The organism is Moraxella sp. TY6, from assembly GCF_048551375.1.
In the GTDB taxonomy this organism is placed as follows: domain Bacteria; phylum Pseudomonadota; class Gammaproteobacteria; order Pseudomonadales; family Moraxellaceae; genus Faucicola.
The window spans coordinates 22884-42331 of record NZ_JBLYZJ010000012.1 but is presented as its reverse complement, the minus strand read 5'-3'; the positions used below and the strand labels follow the sequence as shown (position 1 = coordinate 42331).

Annotated in this window: 19 protein-coding genes; 12 read left to right on the top strand and 7 right to left on the bottom strand. The window is 42.8% G+C overall.

Going from position 1 to position 19448, the window contains the following annotated elements:
* The first annotated feature begins 317 nt into the window (after window positions 1-317).
* The 9 genes from ACK1U4_RS09430 (at window position 318) to ACK1U4_RS09390 (ending at window position 7681) form a co-directional block, all read left to right on the top strand.
* Complete coding sequence (locus tag ACK1U4_RS09430; protein ID WP_419401355.1) at window positions 318-1445, top strand: hypothetical protein; 1128 nt, start codon at window positions 318-320, stop codon at window positions 1443-1445.
* A gap of 215 nt (window positions 1446-1660) precedes the next feature.
* Window positions 1661-2119: an NfeD family protein gene (locus ACK1U4_RS09425; protein WP_419401354.1), complete on the top strand. Its 459-nt coding sequence runs from the start codon at window positions 1661-1663 to the stop codon at window positions 2117-2119.
* Window positions 2120-2260: 141 nt separating this feature from the next.
* Entirely contained in the window at window positions 2261-3130 is an 870-nt protein-coding gene (locus ACK1U4_RS09420) for an SPFH domain-containing protein (protein WP_419401353.1), read from the top strand.
* Window positions 3131-3392: 262 nt separating this feature from the next.
* A complete protein-coding gene (locus tag ACK1U4_RS09415) occupies window positions 3393-3977 on the top strand; it encodes a BLUF domain-containing protein (protein ID WP_419401352.1) in 585 nt (194 codons plus the stop codon).
* Window positions 3978-4371: 394 nt separating this feature from the next.
* Window positions 4372-5850: a tRNA 5-hydroxyuridine modification protein YegQ gene (gene yegQ, locus ACK1U4_RS09410; protein WP_419401351.1), complete on the top strand. Its 1479-nt coding sequence runs from the start codon at window positions 4372-4374 to the stop codon at window positions 5848-5850.
* Window positions 5851-6003: 153 nt separating this feature from the next.
* On the top strand, window positions 6004-6486 hold the full coding sequence (locus tag ACK1U4_RS09405) for a hypothetical protein (protein WP_419401350.1): 483 nt from the start codon (window positions 6004-6006) through the stop codon (window positions 6484-6486).
* A 110-nt stretch (window positions 6487-6596) separates the two neighbouring features.
* A complete protein-coding gene (locus tag ACK1U4_RS09400) occupies window positions 6597-6977 on the top strand; it encodes a hypothetical protein (RefSeq protein ID WP_419401349.1) in 381 nt (126 codons plus the stop codon).
* A gap of 9 nt (window positions 6978-6986) precedes the next feature.
* On the top strand, window positions 6987-7244 hold the full coding sequence (locus ACK1U4_RS09395; protein WP_419401348.1) for a YfhL family 4Fe-4S dicluster ferredoxin: 258 nt from the start codon (window positions 6987-6989) through the stop codon (window positions 7242-7244).
* Between the two features lie 212 nt (window positions 7245-7456).
* Window positions 7457-7681, top strand: coding sequence for a CsbD family protein (locus ACK1U4_RS09390; protein WP_419401347.1), 225 nt, complete (start codon window positions 7457-7459; stop codon window positions 7679-7681).
* A 110-nt stretch (window positions 7682-7791) separates the two neighbouring features.
* On the opposite strand, the gene ACK1U4_RS09385 is transcribed toward ACK1U4_RS09390, so the two are convergent.
* The 3 genes from ACK1U4_RS09385 to cysM all read right to left on the bottom strand — a co-directional run bounded on the left by ACK1U4_RS09385 (window position 7792) and on the right by cysM (window position 10314).
* A complete protein-coding gene (locus tag ACK1U4_RS09385) occupies window positions 7792-8496 on the bottom strand; it encodes a fumarylacetoacetate hydrolase family protein (protein ID WP_419401346.1) in 705 nt (234 codons plus the stop codon).
* Window positions 8497-8516: 20 nt separating this feature from the next.
* Complete coding sequence (locus tag ACK1U4_RS09380) at window positions 8517-9350, bottom strand: 3'-5' exonuclease (protein ID WP_419401345.1); 834 nt, start codon at window positions 9348-9350, stop codon at window positions 8517-8519.
* Window positions 9351-9411: 61 nt separating this feature from the next.
* The gene (cysM, locus tag ACK1U4_RS09375; RefSeq protein WP_419401344.1) at window positions 9412-10314 is read right to left on the bottom strand and encodes a cysteine synthase CysM; all 903 of its coding nucleotides are present in this window, start codon (window positions 10312-10314) and stop codon (window positions 9412-9414) included.
* 383 nt (window positions 10315-10697) lie between these two features.
* On the opposite strand from cysM, the gene ACK1U4_RS09370 reads away from it, so the two are divergent.
* Both ACK1U4_RS09370 and ACK1U4_RS09365 read left to right on the top strand, forming a co-directional pair.
* Window positions 10698-14021, top strand: a complete 3324-nt coding sequence (locus tag ACK1U4_RS09370; RefSeq protein ID WP_419401343.1) for an ATP-binding protein — start codon at window positions 10698-10700, stop codon at window positions 14019-14021.
* A gap of 91 nt (window positions 14022-14112) precedes the next feature.
* Window positions 14113-15006: a crotonase/enoyl-CoA hydratase family protein gene (locus tag ACK1U4_RS09365; protein ID WP_419401342.1), complete on the top strand. Its 894-nt coding sequence runs from the start codon at window positions 14113-14115 to the stop codon at window positions 15004-15006.
* A 146-nt stretch (window positions 15007-15152) separates the two neighbouring features.
* Here ACK1U4_RS09365 and ACK1U4_RS09360 read toward each other — a convergent pair whose 3' ends face one another.
* On the bottom strand, window positions 15153-15857 hold the full coding sequence (locus ACK1U4_RS09360; RefSeq protein ID WP_419401341.1) for a Bsp6I family type II restriction endonuclease: 705 nt from the start codon (window positions 15855-15857) through the stop codon (window positions 15153-15155).
* A 157-nt stretch (window positions 15858-16014) separates the two neighbouring features.
* Here ACK1U4_RS09360 and ACK1U4_RS09355 point away from each other — a divergent pair, with 157 nt between their 5' ends.
* Window positions 16015-16971 (top strand): DNA cytosine methyltransferase, encoded by a 957-nt coding sequence (locus ACK1U4_RS09355; protein ID WP_419401340.1) that lies wholly within the window; start codon window positions 16015-16017, stop codon window positions 16969-16971.
* Window positions 16972-17031: 60 nt separating this feature from the next.
* Here the strand turns inward: ACK1U4_RS09355 and ACK1U4_RS09350 are convergent, their stop codons facing one another.
* Genes ACK1U4_RS09350 through ubiG form a run of 3 tightly spaced genes read right to left on the bottom strand, consistent with a single transcriptional unit; the run spans window position 17032 to window position 19299 of the window.
* Window positions 17032-17802 (bottom strand): YciK family oxidoreductase, encoded by a 771-nt coding sequence (locus ACK1U4_RS09350; protein WP_419401339.1) that lies wholly within the window; start codon window positions 17800-17802, stop codon window positions 17032-17034.
* 33 nt (window positions 17803-17835) lie between these two features.
* Window positions 17836-18561 carry an HAD family hydrolase gene (locus ACK1U4_RS09345; RefSeq protein ID WP_419401338.1) on the bottom strand — a complete coding sequence of 242 codons (726 nt, stop codon included), beginning with the start codon at window positions 18559-18561 and terminating at the stop codon, window positions 17836-17838.
* Window positions 18562-18570: 9 nt separating this feature from the next.
* Window positions 18571-19299 carry a bifunctional 2-polyprenyl-6-hydroxyphenol methylase/3-demethylubiquinol 3-O-methyltransferase UbiG gene (gene ubiG / locus ACK1U4_RS09340; RefSeq protein WP_419401337.1) on the bottom strand — a complete coding sequence of 243 codons (729 nt, stop codon included), beginning with the start codon at window positions 19297-19299 and terminating at the stop codon, window positions 18571-18573.
* Window positions 19300-19448 lie beyond the last annotated feature (149 nt).

Sequence of the window (19448 nt, the reverse complement as noted above, 5' to 3'; positions counted from 1 at the left end):
AAGGCAATTTTTTACAAACCACGCTTATTTTATCTTAGCGGTTACCCTCTTCATATGTTATTAACTCATTGCTAACAGTTAAGGGATAAAAACTTTACATTGTTTTACTTATCAGCAAGACTAGCTTGGTATAGTCCTATTAAGCCCAAGTGATTAATTTACATTATTAGTCATTGATTTTTATAGGGATTTGGGTGTTTTTTACTCCCTATTATTTTGCCGTTTGCCATCAGCGACTTTGCTGTTATTACTAATTTTTGGCAAATTCTTTACTTATCAAACTTTTTATAACGACAATTTAATTAAGGAATACCTTCATGTCAACCAGCGACTTTAAAGCAACGTTAAAACAATTAAAAACCATCAAAGGTGAACCTGCGGTCAGTGTCTTTGTCCCTACCCATCGCACATTTCCAGACAATGAGCAAGACCCCATTGTCCTAAAAAATCAGCTTAAAGTAGTCGAAGAGCGTGTCACCGAAAGCTATGACAAACGCACAGCTCAAGCGGTACTTGACCAAATTCTTGTAAAAACCAATGAGCTTGACCATAACTACAATTTAGATACCTTGGCGATTTTTGCGACCCCAAATTCTGCCGAAGTGATGCGTTTACCATTTGACACAGCTGAACGTGTAGTCGTGGATACCAAGTTTGCCACTCGTGACTTTATGCGTCACCTATCACAGTCATATCATTATTATATTTTGGTGATTACCAGTGAAATGGCACGTCTGATTGAAGCGGTGGATAACCGTGTAATTAAAGAGGTCAAAGGTGGTAGCGAACGTCAACAAAGCATGAGCGAATTGACCTTCCCTGTCAATAACACCACTTTACCAACAGGCTCGAAAGCTGACCGCACAGGCTCATCAGACGATGATAAATACCTTAAAGAGTTCTTTAACCGTGTGGATAAAAGTTTGCAAGAGCTATATAACAAAACCCCACTACCTGTGATTTTGGTGGGTGATGACCGCAATGTTGGCAAATACAATACCATCGTTGACCGTCCTGACATGATTGTGGCAAGCGTGTCGCATCTATCTGCTGACCTTGATGACGATGCTCCAACTGTGTTTGTCGAAGGTGTGCAAGAGATTGTTGGCGAGCAACGTCAAACTCGCTTTGACAGTGCCAAAGGCGACCTTGAAAAAGCCCGTAACGAAAAAATGGTACGCAATGACCTGCAACAAATCTATCGTTCTGCTTTTGAAGGCAATGCGGTGACCTTGTTGGTACGTCAAGGCTATAGCGTCCCTGCGATGATTGACGAAGCCAAGCAGACACTACAAGTCACAGACGATGCCACCCAAGCAGGCGTAACCGATGATGCGGTAGCAGAAGTGATTGAACTTGCCAGCCATAATGGGGCAAACGTGGTATTTATGCCAGTTGACATGATGGATGAAAAAGAGCCGATTGCATTAATCACACGTTACTAATTCATCAACGTTTAATCATAAAAGTTTTAATCATAAAAAACAGGACATTGATTGTCCTGTTTTTTATTGTACGCTTCTTAGTATACACACCATTTACTAAAACATCATTGCGTATATTACTACTAGGCTTTATTCTTTTGTCATATAACTATTGGATAATGGGTGAAAACCACCCAAACAAACTCCACCCCAATAACTCAACAAAAGGACACCACATGACGCTACAACCTTGGTACTGGCTGATATTAGGTTTGGTGCTGATTATTGGCGATTTATTTATTACCAGTTTTGTCAGCCTCACCATCGGTATGGGAGCTATCATTACTGGGCTGTTGGCTTGGGTATTGCCGATTGGTTGGTTTGGACAAGTGGTGATTTGGTTGGTGTTGTCGGTCATCATTACCATTGTCGGCTTTAAATTTATCAAACCTCGTTTGACCAATCGCACTACCGCAGGCTTAGGGGCTGGCTCAATCGTTGGTGAAACAGGCATGCTTATCCACAGCCCCCAACTGGATAAACTCGGCAAAGTTCGCTTTAGTGTGCCGATTTTTGGGGCGGATGAATGGGCTTGCCGTAGCTTAGACAATATGCCATTAGCCGTGGGTGAACGTGTGGTGGTGGTCGATGTGATTGGTAATGAATTGTTGGTAAAAGCCACGACAGTACATTAAATTTATGCTAAACCCAAAATTTCAGTTGTAGGGGCGTAAGGCTTACGCCCTGTTTAAAATTTTAAAGATTGGGCTTATACAATAAGCCCCTACAATACGATAGTTATTGGGTTTGTTTTTATAACAATAAGAGGAAAAATTATGGAGTTTTTTGGCGGATTTGGCATTGTGTTAATTGCCTTTGTGGTGATGACCTTATATAAAGGGGTGAAAATCGTACCGCAAGGCTATAAATGGATTGTGCAACGACTGGGGAAATACCACCAAACCCTAGAACCCGGTTTGAGTTTTGTAATTCCGTATGTCGATAATGTCGCATATAAAATCACCACCAAAGACATCGTACTGGATATCCCATCCCAAGAGGTCATCACTCGAGATAACGTGGTCATCATCGCCAATGCGGTGGCGTATATCAATATCGTGCATCCAGAACGTGCGGTATATGGGATTGAAAACTATGAGCAAGGGATTCGTAATTTGGTACAAACCTCATTGCGTTCGATTATTGGTGACATGGATTTTGACAGTGCGTTGTCCTCTCGTGACCAAATTAAGGCTTCGTTAAAAAACAGCATTTCTGATGACATTGCTGATTGGGGCATCACCCTAAAAACCGTGGAAATTCAAGATATTAGCCCATCACCCACCATGCAAATGGCAATGGAAGAACAAGCCGCCGCCGAGCGTCAACGCCGTGCTACCGTCACCAAAGCCGATGGTCAACGACAAGCAGCCATTGCCGAGGCAGACGGTCGCCTTGAAGCATCCAAACGAGATGCCCAAGCCCAAGTGGTACTTGCCAAAGGTAGTGAGCAGTCGATTCGCTTGATTACTGATGCGGTTGGCGAACAAGAAATTCCACTGCTATATCTACTAGGTGAGCAGTACATCAAAGCTATGACCGATATGGCAAAATCACCGAATGCCAAAACCGTGGTATTGCCTGCCGATATTTTAAACACCGTCAAAGGTATGGTAGGTGACGTGGGTGGTAAAGTGACTCGTTAACATGATTCGTTAACATCGCTAGCTATATGGCTAATCAGCATCTTTAACTCCAGCTAAAATCTGACTTTAATTTGTTGTTTAGTTTTATTTATCATAAAGATGATACAAAATTGTTTATAAAGATTATTTTTTGTGCAAACGATACGCCCCATGCGATTTTCTCATGGGGTTTTTATTGTAACTTTTATTTCCTTTTGGTAAAATTTTGCTACAATAATTGTTTAAATTTCAATCAATAAGCAATCGTGTGGTGAACAACGTTATGTCAGGTTTTTATTATTTAGCGTATGCTAGCACCATCACTCGCAAAGGATGGCTGAATCCCAATACTCTTTATGACATCATTACGGTTGCTCATGCCTTTAATGCCAAACATGAAATTTCAGGCTTTTTATGTTATGGCACACGCCAATTTTTTCAGTATATCGAAGGCACGGAAGCTGAAATCAAAGGCTTATACCAAAGCCTACTCACCGATGATAGGCATAAAAAACTCCAGATTTTAGCCGAAGGTTATCACCCCACTAGACGGTTTAACCAATGGTCGAGGTTTGGCGTTACCTTTGACCAATTTATCACCGAAAATGTGCGTGCTTATGAGTTTATGCCATTTCGCCCTTATCAATGGAGCGAGTATCAAGTGATGGATTTTGTGGCATTGTTTGAAGATTATTATTCGATTCCCAATCGCGTGCTAGCCAACTTACAATTGCCTATTGTCTATAATGATATGGGCGTTGCCCTGCTCCGCCGTGCCTCTCAGCATCAATTGACATTATATTTTTATCTATTTATTGTGGGATTGTTGCTTGCTATTTTATGGCTATTGTTTGTAATCTATTTTTAGTAAAAAATCAAACAATTTCAAATAATTATCTCAAATGTCGTGGGTAATGCCTTATTAAACCTACTATCAGCGTTAATCTTATCAGATAAGTAGGACTTACGCAAAAGACACTGGATTCCTGCATTCGCAGGATGAGAGCCGTTAAAGTAAAACACTGTTTTGCAGGCTCGCAAGACGAGGGCTATGCCCGAAGTAACGAACATTTTAATTACTCGTCACCCCTGCGTAGGCAGGGGTCTAGCGTCTTTATTCAGCAAGATAAATTTAAAATTTGCGTAAGTCCTAATAAGTTTATTTTGACAGTTATTTCCCACTAATTTACTCAAGTATTTTCCGCAGGGGCTAAAATTTTGTTATAATACAGCTAATTTATTTATTAATTAGCTACTGACTTATGAGCCACTCTAACCTTTCTGCACCAACTTCCCCTATCAAAAAATCCGAACTACTATGTCCTGCTGGGACGTTTCGCAATATGCAATACGCCTTTGCCTATGGGGCAGATGCGGTTTATGCGGGGCAAGCCCGTTATAGCTTGCGTGTGCGTAACAATGACTTTGATGAAGACAATCTGCGTAAAGGCATTGAATATGCCCATTCACTCGGCAAGCAATTTTATGTCGTAGTCAATATCCAAGCCCACAATGCCAAGCTCAAGACCTTTATCGAAGATATTCGTCCTGTCATCGAGATGAAGCCTGATGCCTTGATTATGTCGGATGCTGGTATGATTATGATGGTGCGTGAGGCGTTTCCAGAGCAGGTCATTCATCTGTCGGTACAAGCCAATGCGGTGAACTGGGCGACGGTGAAATTTTGGAAACAAATGGGCGTAAGCCGTGTGATTTTGAGCCGTGAATTGTCGCTCAAAGAAATCGAGCAAATCATCGCTGAAGTGCCTGATATGGAAATCGAAGTGTTCGTGCATGGGGCATTGTGCATGGCGTATTCAGGGCGTTGCTTGCTGTCTGGCTATATCAATAAGCGTGATGCCAATCAAGGCACTTGCACCAATGCGTGCCGTTGGTCATATAACACTTATAAAGCGGAAGAAAACGAAACTGGCGATATTGTGCCTGTTACGCCTATTTCTACTACCTCACCTGAAGTTTTTATTCCCAATCAAAATCAAGATGACAATGCCATTCAAAATGTGAATCTAAACGGCGACCTTAATCTAAATGGTGATAGGGTGATGGGTGATAATTATGTCGAAAAACCGTCTGATGAGGTGGTGCTAATCGAAGAACAAGGTCGTAAAGGCGAGTTAATGGCGATGTTTGAAGACGAACATGGCACGTACATTATGAACTCAAAAGACTTGCGAGCGGTGGAGCTTGTACCTGATTTGGTCAATATGGGTGTGCATTCGCTTAAAATCGAAGGTCGTACCAAGTCGCATTATTATGTGGCTCGTACCGCCCAAGTGTATCGCCAAGCGATTGACGATGCGGTGGCAGGTAAGCCATTTGATACCAATTTGATTACTGCCCTTGATGGTTTGGCAAATCGTGGCTATACCGAGGGCTTTTTACGCCGTCATGTGCATAGCGATTACCAAAACTACGAATACGGCTCATCAAAAACCGATTATCAGCAATTTGTTGCCGAAGTGAGTGATATCACGCCAGAGCGTTTGACGTTAATTATCAAAAACAAACTGATGGTCGGTGATACCATCGAAATCATGACCCCGCAAGGCAACGTGAGCTATGAGCTGACCGAAATGTGGGATAAAAAAGGCGAGTCAATTGATGGAGCGTTAGGCTCGGGTTGGGTTTGTCAAATCGCCAATCCCTTTAAAGACATGAGTGATGACGTGCTACAATTTGCCTTGATTATGAAACACGTGAATGAGCCGATTTTCACCTAATGGTTGGCAAAAAATCACGTGATTTAGGATTGGATAAAAAATTTGTTAATTTTTGACCATTTCCGACAAACGGTAAAGATTTTGTAATAAAAGGTGTGTATTATACCCCTATGCCATCTGATTTCAGTATGAATGGCTAATCAGGGAGATAAAATGAGAAGACTTGCCACACCATCGAACTTAACCACCCAGCAACCTATTGGTACGGTTGGCTTGCTAAATACCGCTAGTGTACCTGCCAAGACTGGGGCTTCTATCGAGCGTGAGCAAGCCAATCAAACATCAAGCTTATTAAGTCATCGTAACTGTTGGCTAGAAGCTTATGCACAGCGAGATGTTCAGACCTTTAATGCCCTCGCCTGCAAAGATTTTTTTATGGTGTGTGCCAAAGAAGTGAGCAAAAAAAGCGACTGTCAGCAATTTTTAGCTACAGGTATGGGGCATGCCATCTACCCTGCGTTGACCACTGCGATTGACAGCAAAACCAGCTATGACTATAGCCTAAATAATGCCTGTATCATCACTTGTTACCATAAATTTGACGCAGAATTGATTATTATCAAAGAAATGTGGCTTCTCAATAGCGACCAATGGCAAATCAGCTCAATTACCAAAAACCACATGCGTTACTGGTAAGTATTTATTGCTTGTTACCACAGGTTTATATTGTAGGCTAACCGTTTATCCCTGTTTTTTACTGGTTAAATCGTGTATGATTTAGCCAGTTTTTTTATGATTACTGAGTCATGCCAACATTCAACGATATTCCCCAAATTCAACCTTGTGAACAACTGGTGGAACAACGCCAACATTGGTTTTCTGCCTATCAAAATAAAGACATTGGCACGATGTCGAGCATCGAAACCAGTGAGTTTTTTGTGGTGCATTATCAAAATGTTGAAAAAAAAGCCGATTGGCACAATAATGTACAGAATGTCACTGAGCCAAATGACGTGTTGTTAACTATTCATAACCCTAACAAAATTCGCCATGACTGCTTGGGAGATAGCTCATGTATCATCACCTCGTATTTTAAACAGCCCACCCAGACCATCTTGGTGAAAGAAATGTGGACGAATCAACACGGTCACTGGCAAATCAACTCATTGGCGATTGCTAAAATTTAAGCGGTAGCTATGGCACTCAAAATCACTTCCGACTGTATCAATTGCGACATCTGCGAGCCAGAATGCCCCAATGAAGCCATCAGTTATGACAATAAAGTCCAAAAAACTTACGTCATCAATCCTGACCTTTGCACCGAATGTATCGGCTTTTATGACGAGCCGACTTGCGACAAAGTTTGTCCCATCGACTGCATCATCACCGATGAAGAGCGACCCGAAACGCCAGAAGATTTGTTAATAAAATATAAAAAAATTTGGCAAAAATAACCCTTCATTCGCAAATTACTTAAAAAGTTTACTTTCTTTCACATTTTACCTTGCATTGGTTACAGAAAATTGCGGTGAGGTGTGGCAAAATGATTTTATTCAAATTTTTGGATGAAGGGGCTTATTACATAAACCCAATCTTTAACATTTCAACTAGGGCGTAAATATTATGCCCCTACAAACTAAATTTCATATAACAAAAGGAAAGACATATGAACAGCGATAGACTACAAGGTAAATGGGAACAATTAAAAGGCGAAGCCAAACAACAATGGGGCGAGCTAACCGATGATGACATGACCAAACTTGACGGCAAAACCGACAGCTTAATTGGTGCATTACAAGAACGTTATGGTCATGCCAAAGAAATGATTGCCAAAGAAGTCAATGAATGGCTTGATAAATTTGATGATGAGAAAAAAGAACAAAACGTCTAATTTTGTTTTTGATTATATCCAAAAACCCAATCGCAGACCGTCATATGGCTTGTTATTGGGTTTTTTGTTGTTAATAATTATCCCAAAGATTGGATTGTAGGGGCTTACAATTAAACCACCACCAATTCCACTTTTGGCAATCCCTCAACTTCTACCACCAACTTATCGCCTTTCACCACCGCCCCCACGCCAGCAGGTGTGCCTGTAAAAATCAAATCCCCTGCTTTTAGCTCAAAATAAGTGGATAAATTGGCAATCGTTTCTGCGATATCCCAAATCAACTGATTAATATTGCCCTGTTGCTTGACCTCGCCATTCACACTTAGGCAAATATCAGCATTTTGAATATCAGCCACATCCGCCACAGCAACCAACTCACCAATCGGAGCAGAATAATCAAACGCCTTGCCGATTTCCCACGGACGACCGACCTTTTTCATCTCATTTTGCAAATCTCGGCGTGTCATATCCAGTCCCACCGCATAGCCAAAAATATGCTGATGGGCGTTTTCTACCGCAATCGCCTGACCGTCTTTACCAATCGCTACCACCAATTCAACTTCATAATGCAAATTATTGGTTAAGGTTGGGTATGGTAAATTCGCCACTGCATCCGCTTTGACAGGGACTATCGACTGGCTGTCATTGGCTTTACAAAAGAAAAACGGTGGCTCACGGTCGGGGTCGCTACCCATCTCACGGGCATGGTCGGCATAATTGCGACCCACACAGTACACACGGCGAACAGGGAATTGTTTTTCACTTTGGGCGATTGGCAAACCGACAATCGGCATGGGGTCAAATACAAAGTTCATGGGGAGTCCTTTTATTAAATTTAGCTATTTTGATTGTCTATAGTTGTTTCAGCCACATTCGGCTGAATAAATTGCCAAGCATCCAAGAATTTTTGGTGGCGTAAGCTATCGTCATTATCACCTTTTAGCGATTGCAAATAGTCATGGGTCGCTTGTTGCCATTGTTCGCTTAGTGGTGCGGTCATCTTACCTGCTAGACGTAAATAACGCAGATAAATCAGCCAAGTATTCAATACATCGCTTTCACAATAAGTGGTGAGTTTATCCCACTCGCCCGCCTGCACCATCGGCACAACATCATAGCCGTCAATGTCTTGCTTACCTGCAAAACCGCACACGCTTGCCACAATATCGAGTTTTTGGAATGTGCCACCCATTGCTAGTTTAACCATCAAATCGGTGTGGCGGTCGTGGTAGCGGTTGAGGTAGTTGTTGTATTTCATGTCGCCTGTGTCTTGAAATAGCTTTGGCACGCTCAAGCCATGTTGCAAGGCTCGATATAGCATCACAGGGATATCAAAGCCTTTGCCATTCCAACTGACAAGGCTTGGGGTTTTGTCAATCGAGTTAAAAAACGTCTGCAATATCTCGCTTTCGCTATGGTCAGCGAGGGATAGGGACTTAAGGGTCATTTTGCCATTTGCGACCCATAGCACGGATAGACAGGCGATTTTATGCAAGGGCAATGGCATAAAGGGGTTGCCATCGGTTTCGGCTTTTCGCAAGTCGATAAGTTGGCTAAGGGCTTCATCATCACTTAGTTCGGCAAGCTCTGGGTATAGGCGTTTACCTGTGGCAACATCAGGGATGGTTTCGATATCAAATACCAAAATCGGGGGCTGTTTTTGCGTCATTTAATATCCTTATTATCAACACTAATCGTTAATGTTGCCATCGCTTCCACACTCCTTTTGCTTAATCCTTAACACCAAACAACCCAGTCGATAGGTAACGGTCGCCCCTATCACACACGATAAAAACAATGACCGCATTTGGATTGTCTTTGGCAATTTGATAACTCGCCCAACTCGCCCCACCCGATGATACCCCTGCAAAAATCCCTTCTTCTCGTGCCATTTTTCGCATAAACACTTCGGCATCTTGCTGGTTCACATCCATCACGGTATCGACCAAACTTGGCTCAAAAATCTTTGGCAAATACTCAGGCGACCAACGGCGAATCCCTGCGATATTCGAGCCTTCAGCAGGTTGTAAGCCTATGATTTGGACATCGGGATTTTGTTCTTTGAGGTAGCGTGACACGCCCATAATTGTGCCTGTCGTCCCCATTGAGCTGACAAAATGGGTAATTTTGCCCCCTGTTTGTTCCCAAATCTCTCGCCCTGTGGTGAGGTAATGGGCGTTTTTGTTATCTGGGTTGTTAAACTGGTCAAGTACCACGCCTTTGCCTTCCGCTTGCATTTGCAGTGCCAAATCCCTTGCCACTTCCATGTTTTCCACTTCGATTAAAGTCGCACCGTAGGCAAGCATCGCATCTTTGCGTTCTTGGGTCGAGTTGGCAGGCATAATCAAGGTCATCGGATAGCCTTTCATTGCCGACACCATCGCCAACGCAATGCCTGTATTACCACTGGTGGCTTCGATTAAGCTATCACCTTGCTTGATATCGCCTCGCAATTCGGCTTGGGTAATCATGTTCAAGGCAGGGCGGTCTTTGACAGAGCCTGCTGGGTTATTACCTTCGAGCTTGGCTAAAATCGTGGCGGTTGAGGGAGAAAAACGAGCCAGTTTAACCAATGGCGTTTGCCCAACGCAGTCGGCTAACGTGGCGGTTTGGTGAATAAAATCGGTGGGCATGGGGATTCCTTGGGTATGAATACCAAATCCAACATGGTAGGGGCGTATTGAATACGCCCAATTGATTGATAAAGGGCTTATGCAATAAGCCCCTACCCTACCAACTTGCTTGGAAACGGTATTTCATCTATTAACGTGATTGTCTTTTGGCATTATTTTAACAAAACTTCTCATCCCTTGCGTGGTAAAACCGTTAAATGGATGAGCAGTTGTATGTATTGGCACAAGGCGATAAAATAGCTAAACTTGACAAAACTATCTAAGGTTTTCCGTTCACACTGAGCCTGTCGAAGTGGCGGAAAACCGTTATACTTCGACAAGCTCAGTACCAACGGTTTTTATCATTTTATTTAACTGGTAACACTGAATAAAGGCATCACACGGTGGCAAAACGCTTTCGACTCGACTTTTCGACCGCTTATGGGCAGTTGATTTTATTGGTGTTTTTGCCGATTTCGGTGCTTGCTATCGTGGGTGGTGTGTTGGTGCTGTCGGATACCAGCCGAGCGGCTCGCACTTTACAACAAGCCAATGCGGATAATTTGCTTAATCATTATCAGTTGTTAAGCCATTCGATGCAAGACAGCCTTCATCAGTTAAATGCCAGTTTTGCCACGCCCACACTTGCTAATTCCTCCGCCACCTTAGCCAAAAATTCTGCCAATAAAACCGCTCCGTTGACTGCCGTTGAGCTTGCCAATTTACAAGCCTCATTACAAGCCAATTTGCAAAACAGTATCCATGACGAACATTTACTTGGCATGGCGATTGTCAATGAAAACAATCAGATTTTGGTGAGTTATGGCAATTTATTTGACCCCAATCAAACCACCGCCACCCACCCCAATTCGCCTATTTTGACCCAGTTGCCGTTACTCAAACAGTTGGAACAGCAACAACACAGCCTGTTTAGTAGCAGTGCAGGTACGCTGTATGGCAAAAAGTTGGATGATAAAAAACAGGGGTTTAACTCAACGTTACCCTCACCCTTACCGCCTTCGCCACGCTCACCGACCAACGCTACCATGAATGCCAGTGAGCTGTCGCCCTTATGGTTGGTGGTGAATTTGGACAATGAGCCGTTACGCATTGCTCGTTATCAAGTGTTGTTGGCATTGGCAATTACTGGGCTGTTGACGATTTTATTATTGTTATTGACCATCAATGTGTATGCCAGACGTTGGATTGCCCCAATTTATGAAATGCGATTGCACCTCCAACGCACCAATGCCAATAATTTATACAAACCCATGACCATTGATTCGAGTGGTGAGCTAAACCAGTTACAGCAGGATTTGGTCAAAACGTTACGGCGGTTGCACACCAGCTTTCAAGGCTTAAAAAACCATGCCGAACAGACCGAAGACGATTTACGCCTCGCCTTTGACGAGATGGAAATGCAAAATATTTCCATTCGTAACGCTCGTGATGCCGCCGTGTCCGCCAGTCAGACCAAATCGGCATTTTTAGCCAATATCAGCCATGAATTACGCACACCACTCAATAGCATTGACGGCTTTATCAACCTATTGGCACGGCATGGCGGTTTGAGTGATGAGCAAGATTTGTATGTACAAACCATTCGCAAATCTTCCGCCCATTTATTAGCCCTTGTTAATGATGTGTTAGATTTTTCTAAAATTGAAGCAGGCAAATTGGTACTGGATAAACACGAATTTGACCTATACGCCACCATTTATGATGTGGTGGATATGTTGTCACCCTTGGCGGCTGAAAAGGGCTTACGCTTGGCGGTGTTTTTTTATGATGATGTGCCAAGAATGTTGCTCGGTGATGCGTTGCGTGTCAAACAGGTGTTGACCAATTTGGTAAATAATGCCATCAAATTTACCGATGATGGCGAAGTGGTGGTGCGTGTCAGCCTTGATGAAGACAGCGAAGATTTGATTGCGATTGCGGTGAAAGACACAGGCAAAGGCATTGAGCCAGAACACCAAAAGGTGCTGTTCCAAAGTTTTTCGCAAGGCGACCCCTCGATTACTCGTCAGTATGGCGGTACAGGGTTGGGCTTGGTGATTTCCAAACAATTGACCTTTTTGATGGGTGGCAAGATTGGCTTTTTTGACAATAATAACGACCCTGCCCTCGATACCACCACCACCCACCCCAAACTCAAAGGCACGACCTTTTGGTTTACCCTGCCGATGCAGTTGACCGACCAAGAGCAACAACGACTTCTGACCGCCAGTCCGATTTGGCAACCGCCCACGTTGTTGGTCAATCAAAGTCATCTTGCCAGTCGAGAAAATCCGCTAAAAATATTGGTATGGATAGCCCATACTGCCAGTTTGCAAGTGTTAAAAGGCAGTCTAAATACCTTGCCGATTGCGATTAGTACCGCCAGCACTTTGGCAGGGTTGTTGGAATCGCTTAAAGAAATGGGCAATCGTTGGGATTGGGTGATAGTCGATAATGGCACTGCCGAAGATACCACATCCCTACTCAAACAGGTGCGACTGCATTACGCAGGCAAATTGGCATTATTTAGCTATCAAGTGGATTTAGAACCGACTTTGTTAAGCCGTTATCAAGCCCTTGCCCTGTACCAACCGCTTGGCCGCCGACAACTGTATCAATTGTTGGACAGCAACGCCCAAAATCAAGCCTTGCCGAATTTACCAAAATGGCACGGTTTTCGAGTGTTGGCAGTCGATGACCATTTGCCCAATTTATTGGTACTTGAAGCCTTGCTTGCCGAACTTGGCATTGAGGTGGTGAAGGTCAACAGTGGCTTTGAGGCGATTGACTACATCACCCAAAAACAGCCGTTTAGTGAATGGGCGGTGGATTTGATTTTTATGGATATTCAAATGCCTCGCATGTCTGGTAGTGAAGCCTCTCGCCAAATCCGCCAAATCGAAACAGGGCAAGGTCGCAAACACCTACCCATCATCGCCCTCACCGCCCACAGCCTGTCGGATGAACGTGATAATTTGCTTGCCTCTGGCATTGATGACTATGTTGGTAAACCAATTAGCCAACCACAACTACTGCAAATTTTACAACGTTGGCTGGGCAAACAAGGGCTTATCAGCGACTCAGAACGTCCGCTATGGCAAACCACCGAACTGGAAAATAGAGGGTCAGAAAACAGGGAGCTAGAAAGCAGGGAGCAAGATAACAGGGGACTAGAACAAACGCCACTGGATAAAACCGCTGAAAATATGGTTGAAAGACGCTATGCTGAACCCAAAGACTCACTAAAACACTCGACCAGCCACACAGATAACCCTGTGATGACAATTGGTTATGATAAAAAACCGCTCGAACAACCCACTTTAGCTGTGATTGACTGGCAAGATGCGGTCAATCGTGTCGCAGGCAAAACCGACCTAGCGGTGAATTTGATTACCTTGATGATTGAATCGGTGGAGCAAGAACAGCAAGACCTTGCTAAAGCATGGCAAGCCCAAGACCGCAAAGAATTGGCTCATGTGGCTCATCGGATTTTGGGGGCAAGTCGCTATACAGGCGTACCACAGCTTCGCCACGCCAGTCAAAATTTTGAGGATAAGTGTTTATTAAATGTGGATAACCACTCGCCTGCCCAATTTGCCATGCTCACCCCGTATTATGAGGCGTTGGTTGAGGCGTTGACCCAACTACAACAGGCGGATTTATCGCAATTCCCAGCCCTAAAATACGCCCAACTCAAAGAAAATGACATGGCGTGGAAAATGATTTAGGTAAAACTTAGCGGTAAATCCTTGTCGCTTGCCGAAGCCCACAAAAACCGCTAAAGTAAAAGCAATGTACCATCATATTTTAGGATAAATCATGATTGCCCTACCTCTGCCCACACTACTTTCTCAGCGTATTCAAAAATCCCAAACCACCAAACCACTAAGCGAGCGTATCGAAACTTTGAACGCCACCCTTGCCCCAGAAGTGCGTATCGAAGCCACCGACCACGATAGCCTTATCATTTGGCTCACTCGTACTGATAAACGCAATGCGTTAAGCTTTGTGATGATGGATAAACTGATTGCCTTGGCAACCACGCTTGCGACTTGGACGGACGTGCGTGCGGTGATTTTGGCAGGGGAAGGCAAAAGCTTCTCGACTGGGATTGATTTGGCGGATTTAAACAATGCCAAAAACCTCAAAAAAGTCGCTTGGGAGCTTATCAAACCTTGTCAAAGTAAATTCCAAAAGGTGTGCTTGGCATGGCGTGAATTACCAATACCTGTCGTTAGCGTATTGCATGGGCATTGCTTGGGGGCAGGGTTACAGTTGGCATTGGCGAGCGATATTCGGTTTGCGACTGCGGATTGTCAATTTGCCATCATGGAGAGTAAATGGGGCTTGGTGGCGGATATGGGCTTGACCCAATCGGCGTTTGGACAGCTAAAAACCGATGTGGTGAAAGAATTGGCTATGACGGCTCGGATGTTTGATGGTAAGCAGGCGTTGGATTATGGGGTTATTTCTTATGTGTCCGACACGCCTATGGATGATGCTAAGGCGTTAGTTGCTGAGTTGGTGAGCCGTTCGCCTGATGCGGTATTGGCAAGTAAACGCATTGTCAATGCGATGTACCGCACCTCAGCGATTACGCTATATCAAGAAAAGTTTTGGCAAATCAAATTGTTAATTGGTAACAATCGTAAATTAGCGGTGAAAAAAGCCAAAGATGAAACGGTCAAATTTATGAAACGGCAGTTTGGCTGATATTTTCTAGTCGTTAAAATTAGACTTAATGTAGTTTAGTAGGGGCTTATTGAATAAGCCCAATATTTCAAATTTCCAACAGGGCATAAGCATTACGCCCTTATGGCTTTACATTTTGGGTTTTGTATTACGTTTTAAAAGTATATTTATGCCAAGTTAACAATCGTAACTGGTGGAATTTGGTGATTATCAATATATTTAATCAAAGATAATCTAGGTCTTCGACCTTGCCTTTGGTGGTCACTAACTAATTGGTTACTATTTACCTGTAACCCACCAAACTGCTGTCCATTTAAACCTAAATCATAGATATAAGCTTGGTCTGTATCAAGATTAAGCCTTACAAAAATCAATCTATCAAAATGAGTATTTGGGCTAAAAGAACTCAAATCACTATTAAAATTAGCACTTGCTTTGATTTCTATTAAATTCCCATTCTCATCTGTTGCATCACCTGTTACACCTGTCATATTTCTAGTTAAACCCAGTGCAGTACACGCTATATTCTCTGACAAAGCTTCTGGAAAATTAACTTTCCGACTAGCCATATCTTGCCCAATAATTAAGTTTAATGCTTTCCAATTTTGGTAAGCTTGCTTGATGATTTCAAAATCTACAACCATAATTTCTTGTTCCTCTTCAACTGTAAGTAGTCTATTTAATAAAGCAGGAGGGGCATAATCCAAGCCTTTAGCAAGTAACAAAAACATAGCTAAACTCATGTTTTTTCTATTGTTTTCAATATCACCAACATAATTATCAGATATACCCATTTTCTCTGCTAATTGAGCTTGTGTTAAGCCCAATTGGTGTCTAATTTTGCGTATATCTTTGCCAAATTCTTGTTGCATGAAAATCACCCCTCGCTGTTCTAAGCAAACTATACTGCTATCTATTTATGTCTAACACAAACCATAGTTGGTATTTACTATTTTTTATAAAAAACTTGCTGCTTTTTACAAAGTATTAGCGTAAAATCAATCCCTAATCTTAGGTAAGGTATTTATTATGAAGTGTGCTTCTTTTTTTGCTGGTGTCGGTGGTATAGATTTAGGTTTTGAGAAGGCAGGATTTGAAACTATTTATGCCAATGAGAACGATAGCTATGCAGCTGAAACATTTAAGGCGAATCATAAAGCATTTATTGACACTCGAAGCATTGTTGATGTTAAAGCTGAAGAGATACCAGATTTTGATATTTTACTGGCTGGTTTTCCTTGCCAGCCATTTTCTGTTGCAGGGTATAGAAAAGGGTTTGAAGATGAAGGGAGGGGTGATGTTTTTTTTGAGTTAGAACGTATTTTTTTAGCAAAAAAACCTTCAATCATGTTTATTGAGAACGTAAAAAACCTAGTAGGTCACGACAAAGGTAGAACTTTTGAGATTATTAAAAAATCGATAGAAAATGCAGGATATCATATTAAATATCAAGTTCTTAATGCGAGTGAGTATGGGGACATACCCCAAAATCGAGAGCGTATTTATATCGTTTGTTTTAAAGACAAAGTTATTGCGGATAAATTTGAATTTCCCAATAAAATAGCGTTAAAAAAACCGATTGCTGAATTATTAGAAGATGAAGGTAATATTGATAAGCAATTCTATTACACAGAAAAAACACCATTTTTTGATAAATTGGTTTCAGATATAACCCATGCAAATACGCTCTACCAATGGCGAAGACAGTATGTAAGGGAAAATAAAAGTGGGGTTTGTCCAACACTTACTGCAAATATGGGAACAGGGGGTCATAATGTACCCTTACTGAATGTGCAAGGTAAAAAAGACACTATTAGGAAACTCACACCTAGAGAATGCTTTAATTTTCAAGGGTTTCCTAGGGATTTTAATTTGCCAAATCATCAAAGTAATGCAAGACTTTATAAACAAGCTGGTAATAGCGTTGTTGTCCCAGTGATAGAAAGAATTGCAATACAAATTAAAAATGCCCTTAACGAAACCTAATACATATCGTATTGTAGGGGCGTATTGCATACGCCCAATATTCACCCCTATTTTATGAATTTATTTAGGCTGTAAATCAATCACTTGACCTTTTACGCCCGATGCGTCATCGCACATCAAGTTAACATACGCATTCATCAAATCTTCTGGAGCAACTAAGCTATTCGGATTTTCACTCGGATAGGCACTAGCACGCATTTGGGTGCGAGTCGCCCCAGGGTTGACGCAATTAAACCGCAATGCCGTGGTTTTTTGGGTTTCTTGCGTCCAAATATCGCTCATGCCCTCGACTGCCAGTTTTGACAAGGCATACGCTCCCCAAAACGCACGAGGCACACTACCCACGCCACTTGAGGTAAACACCACCGAGCCACTTTGAGCCGATTTGAGTAGCGGAAATAACGCTTGGGTCAGCATAAAGGTAGCGTTAAAGTTGACCTTCATCACTTGGTCAAAAATGATGGGGTCGTACATCTCAAGCGGTGTCAACACGCCCAAAATCCCTGCATTGTGAAGCACACCATCAAGATGCCCCACTTCTCGCTCAATCAAAATCGCCAGTTGTTGCATTTCAGTGTAACTGGCACTTTCTAGGTTCATCGGTAGCAAGGCTGGCTCTGCACCGCCATTGGCTTCGATTTCGTCATACACGGCTTCGAGTTTACTGGCAGTTTTGCCGAGTAGTAGCACGGTTGCCCCATATTTGGCATAGGTCAAGGCAACGATTCTGCCAATACCGTCCCCTGCCCCTGTGACAAGGATATTTTTGCCTTTTAGACAATCGGCTGTGGGGGCGGTGTTACGGATATCATCGTGGGTCATTAATGTCATATGTTCCTCAAAATTTTTCAAAGTTTTATTAATTTAAACGCCTGTCCAATCACGAATATAATCCGTCATTTCCTCGACCGAATGGGTAATCACATCCGCCCCCCAACTATTTAAATCATGTTGGTCTTGCGGTGGAATATACCCATACCCTGCCAAAATCGTCCGCATATTCGCAGACTTACCTGCTTGGATATCACGGATATGGTCGCCGACATACACGCAATTTTCGGCAACCAAGTCTAAATCAAATTTATCATTTAACTTGCTCACTGCCAAAAACATCGGCTCTGGGTCGGGCTTGGTGTTTTTCACATCATCTGGGCAAACCAGTACAGAGCAACGCTCGGTAAGATTGAGTTTATCCAATAAAATCTCAGTCAAATAACGTGGCTTGTTGGTGACAATCCCCCACAAAATGCCATTACTTTCAAGTGTCAGCAATAACTCATCAAGCCCATCAAACAAGCGACTATCCACGCAAATATCCGCTTCATAAGTATCCAAAAACTCTTGACGGTATGCCAACAACTGTTTTTCAGCTTGGGGGGCATCGTCTGCGATATTGGCAAGCTCGCCAAACATCAGCTTAACCATCGCCCTCGCCCCTGCGGATACTTGCTCACGAATAGCTTCATCGGTGGGGCATGGGTGGTTGTGTTTGGCACACATCACCTTGATAATGCGGATAAAGTCTGGGGCGGTGTCAATCAATGTGCCATCAAGGTCAAATAAAACTGCCTTAATTTCTGTATTATTCATTATTCTATCCTATTCAGACTTAAAAACCGCCATCATATAGTTGACATCGACATTTTGAGCGAGCCAGTAGTGCTTGGTAATCGGATTATAATGCAAGCCAATCATATCTTGACGCTTAAAGCCACCACGCTCGGCAAAGCGGTCAAGCTCGGCAGGGGTGATAAATTTTTCATAATCATGCGTGCCTTTTGGCAATAATCGCAACACATACTCCGCACCGATAACCGCAAATAAATAGGCTTTTGGATTACGGTTAATGGTCGATAGCACCAACACACCATTTGGCTTGAGCAGTTTAAAACACGCATCAATAATCGATTGTGGGTCGGGTACGTGTTCGAGCATTTCCATACAAGTCACCACATCAAACTCACCTGCATGGGCATTAGCGAAGTCTTCCACCGCCACACACTCAAAGTCAATGGCTTGCCCTGTCTGCTTGGCGTGAATGTTTGCCACCTCAATATTGGCTTCCCCCATATCAATGCCTGTCACCGTTGCCCCACGACCTGCCATACTATGCGACAAGATACCGCCACCACAGCCAACATCAAGGACTTTCTTACCTGTCAAACCGCTATTTTGGTGGGCGATGGTCTGTTCTTCTATCCAGTTTAGGCGTAGCGGATTGATTTGGTGCAAGGTGGCAAATGCCCCATTTTTATCCCACCACTCATTGGCAAGGTCGGTGAATTTTTGGATTTCTTGGTGGTCAACGTTTTGAATTTGGCTTTGCATGATTATTTTCCAATTTTTTTTAAATCATTGGATGGTATTTTAACAGGTTTTACTATATTGGCTAACAATATAGTGAATTAAATCAAAAATCAGACCTTGAAATGTTGGGCGATGCCATACGCCCCTAAAAAACTGTCCAATTGCTAATT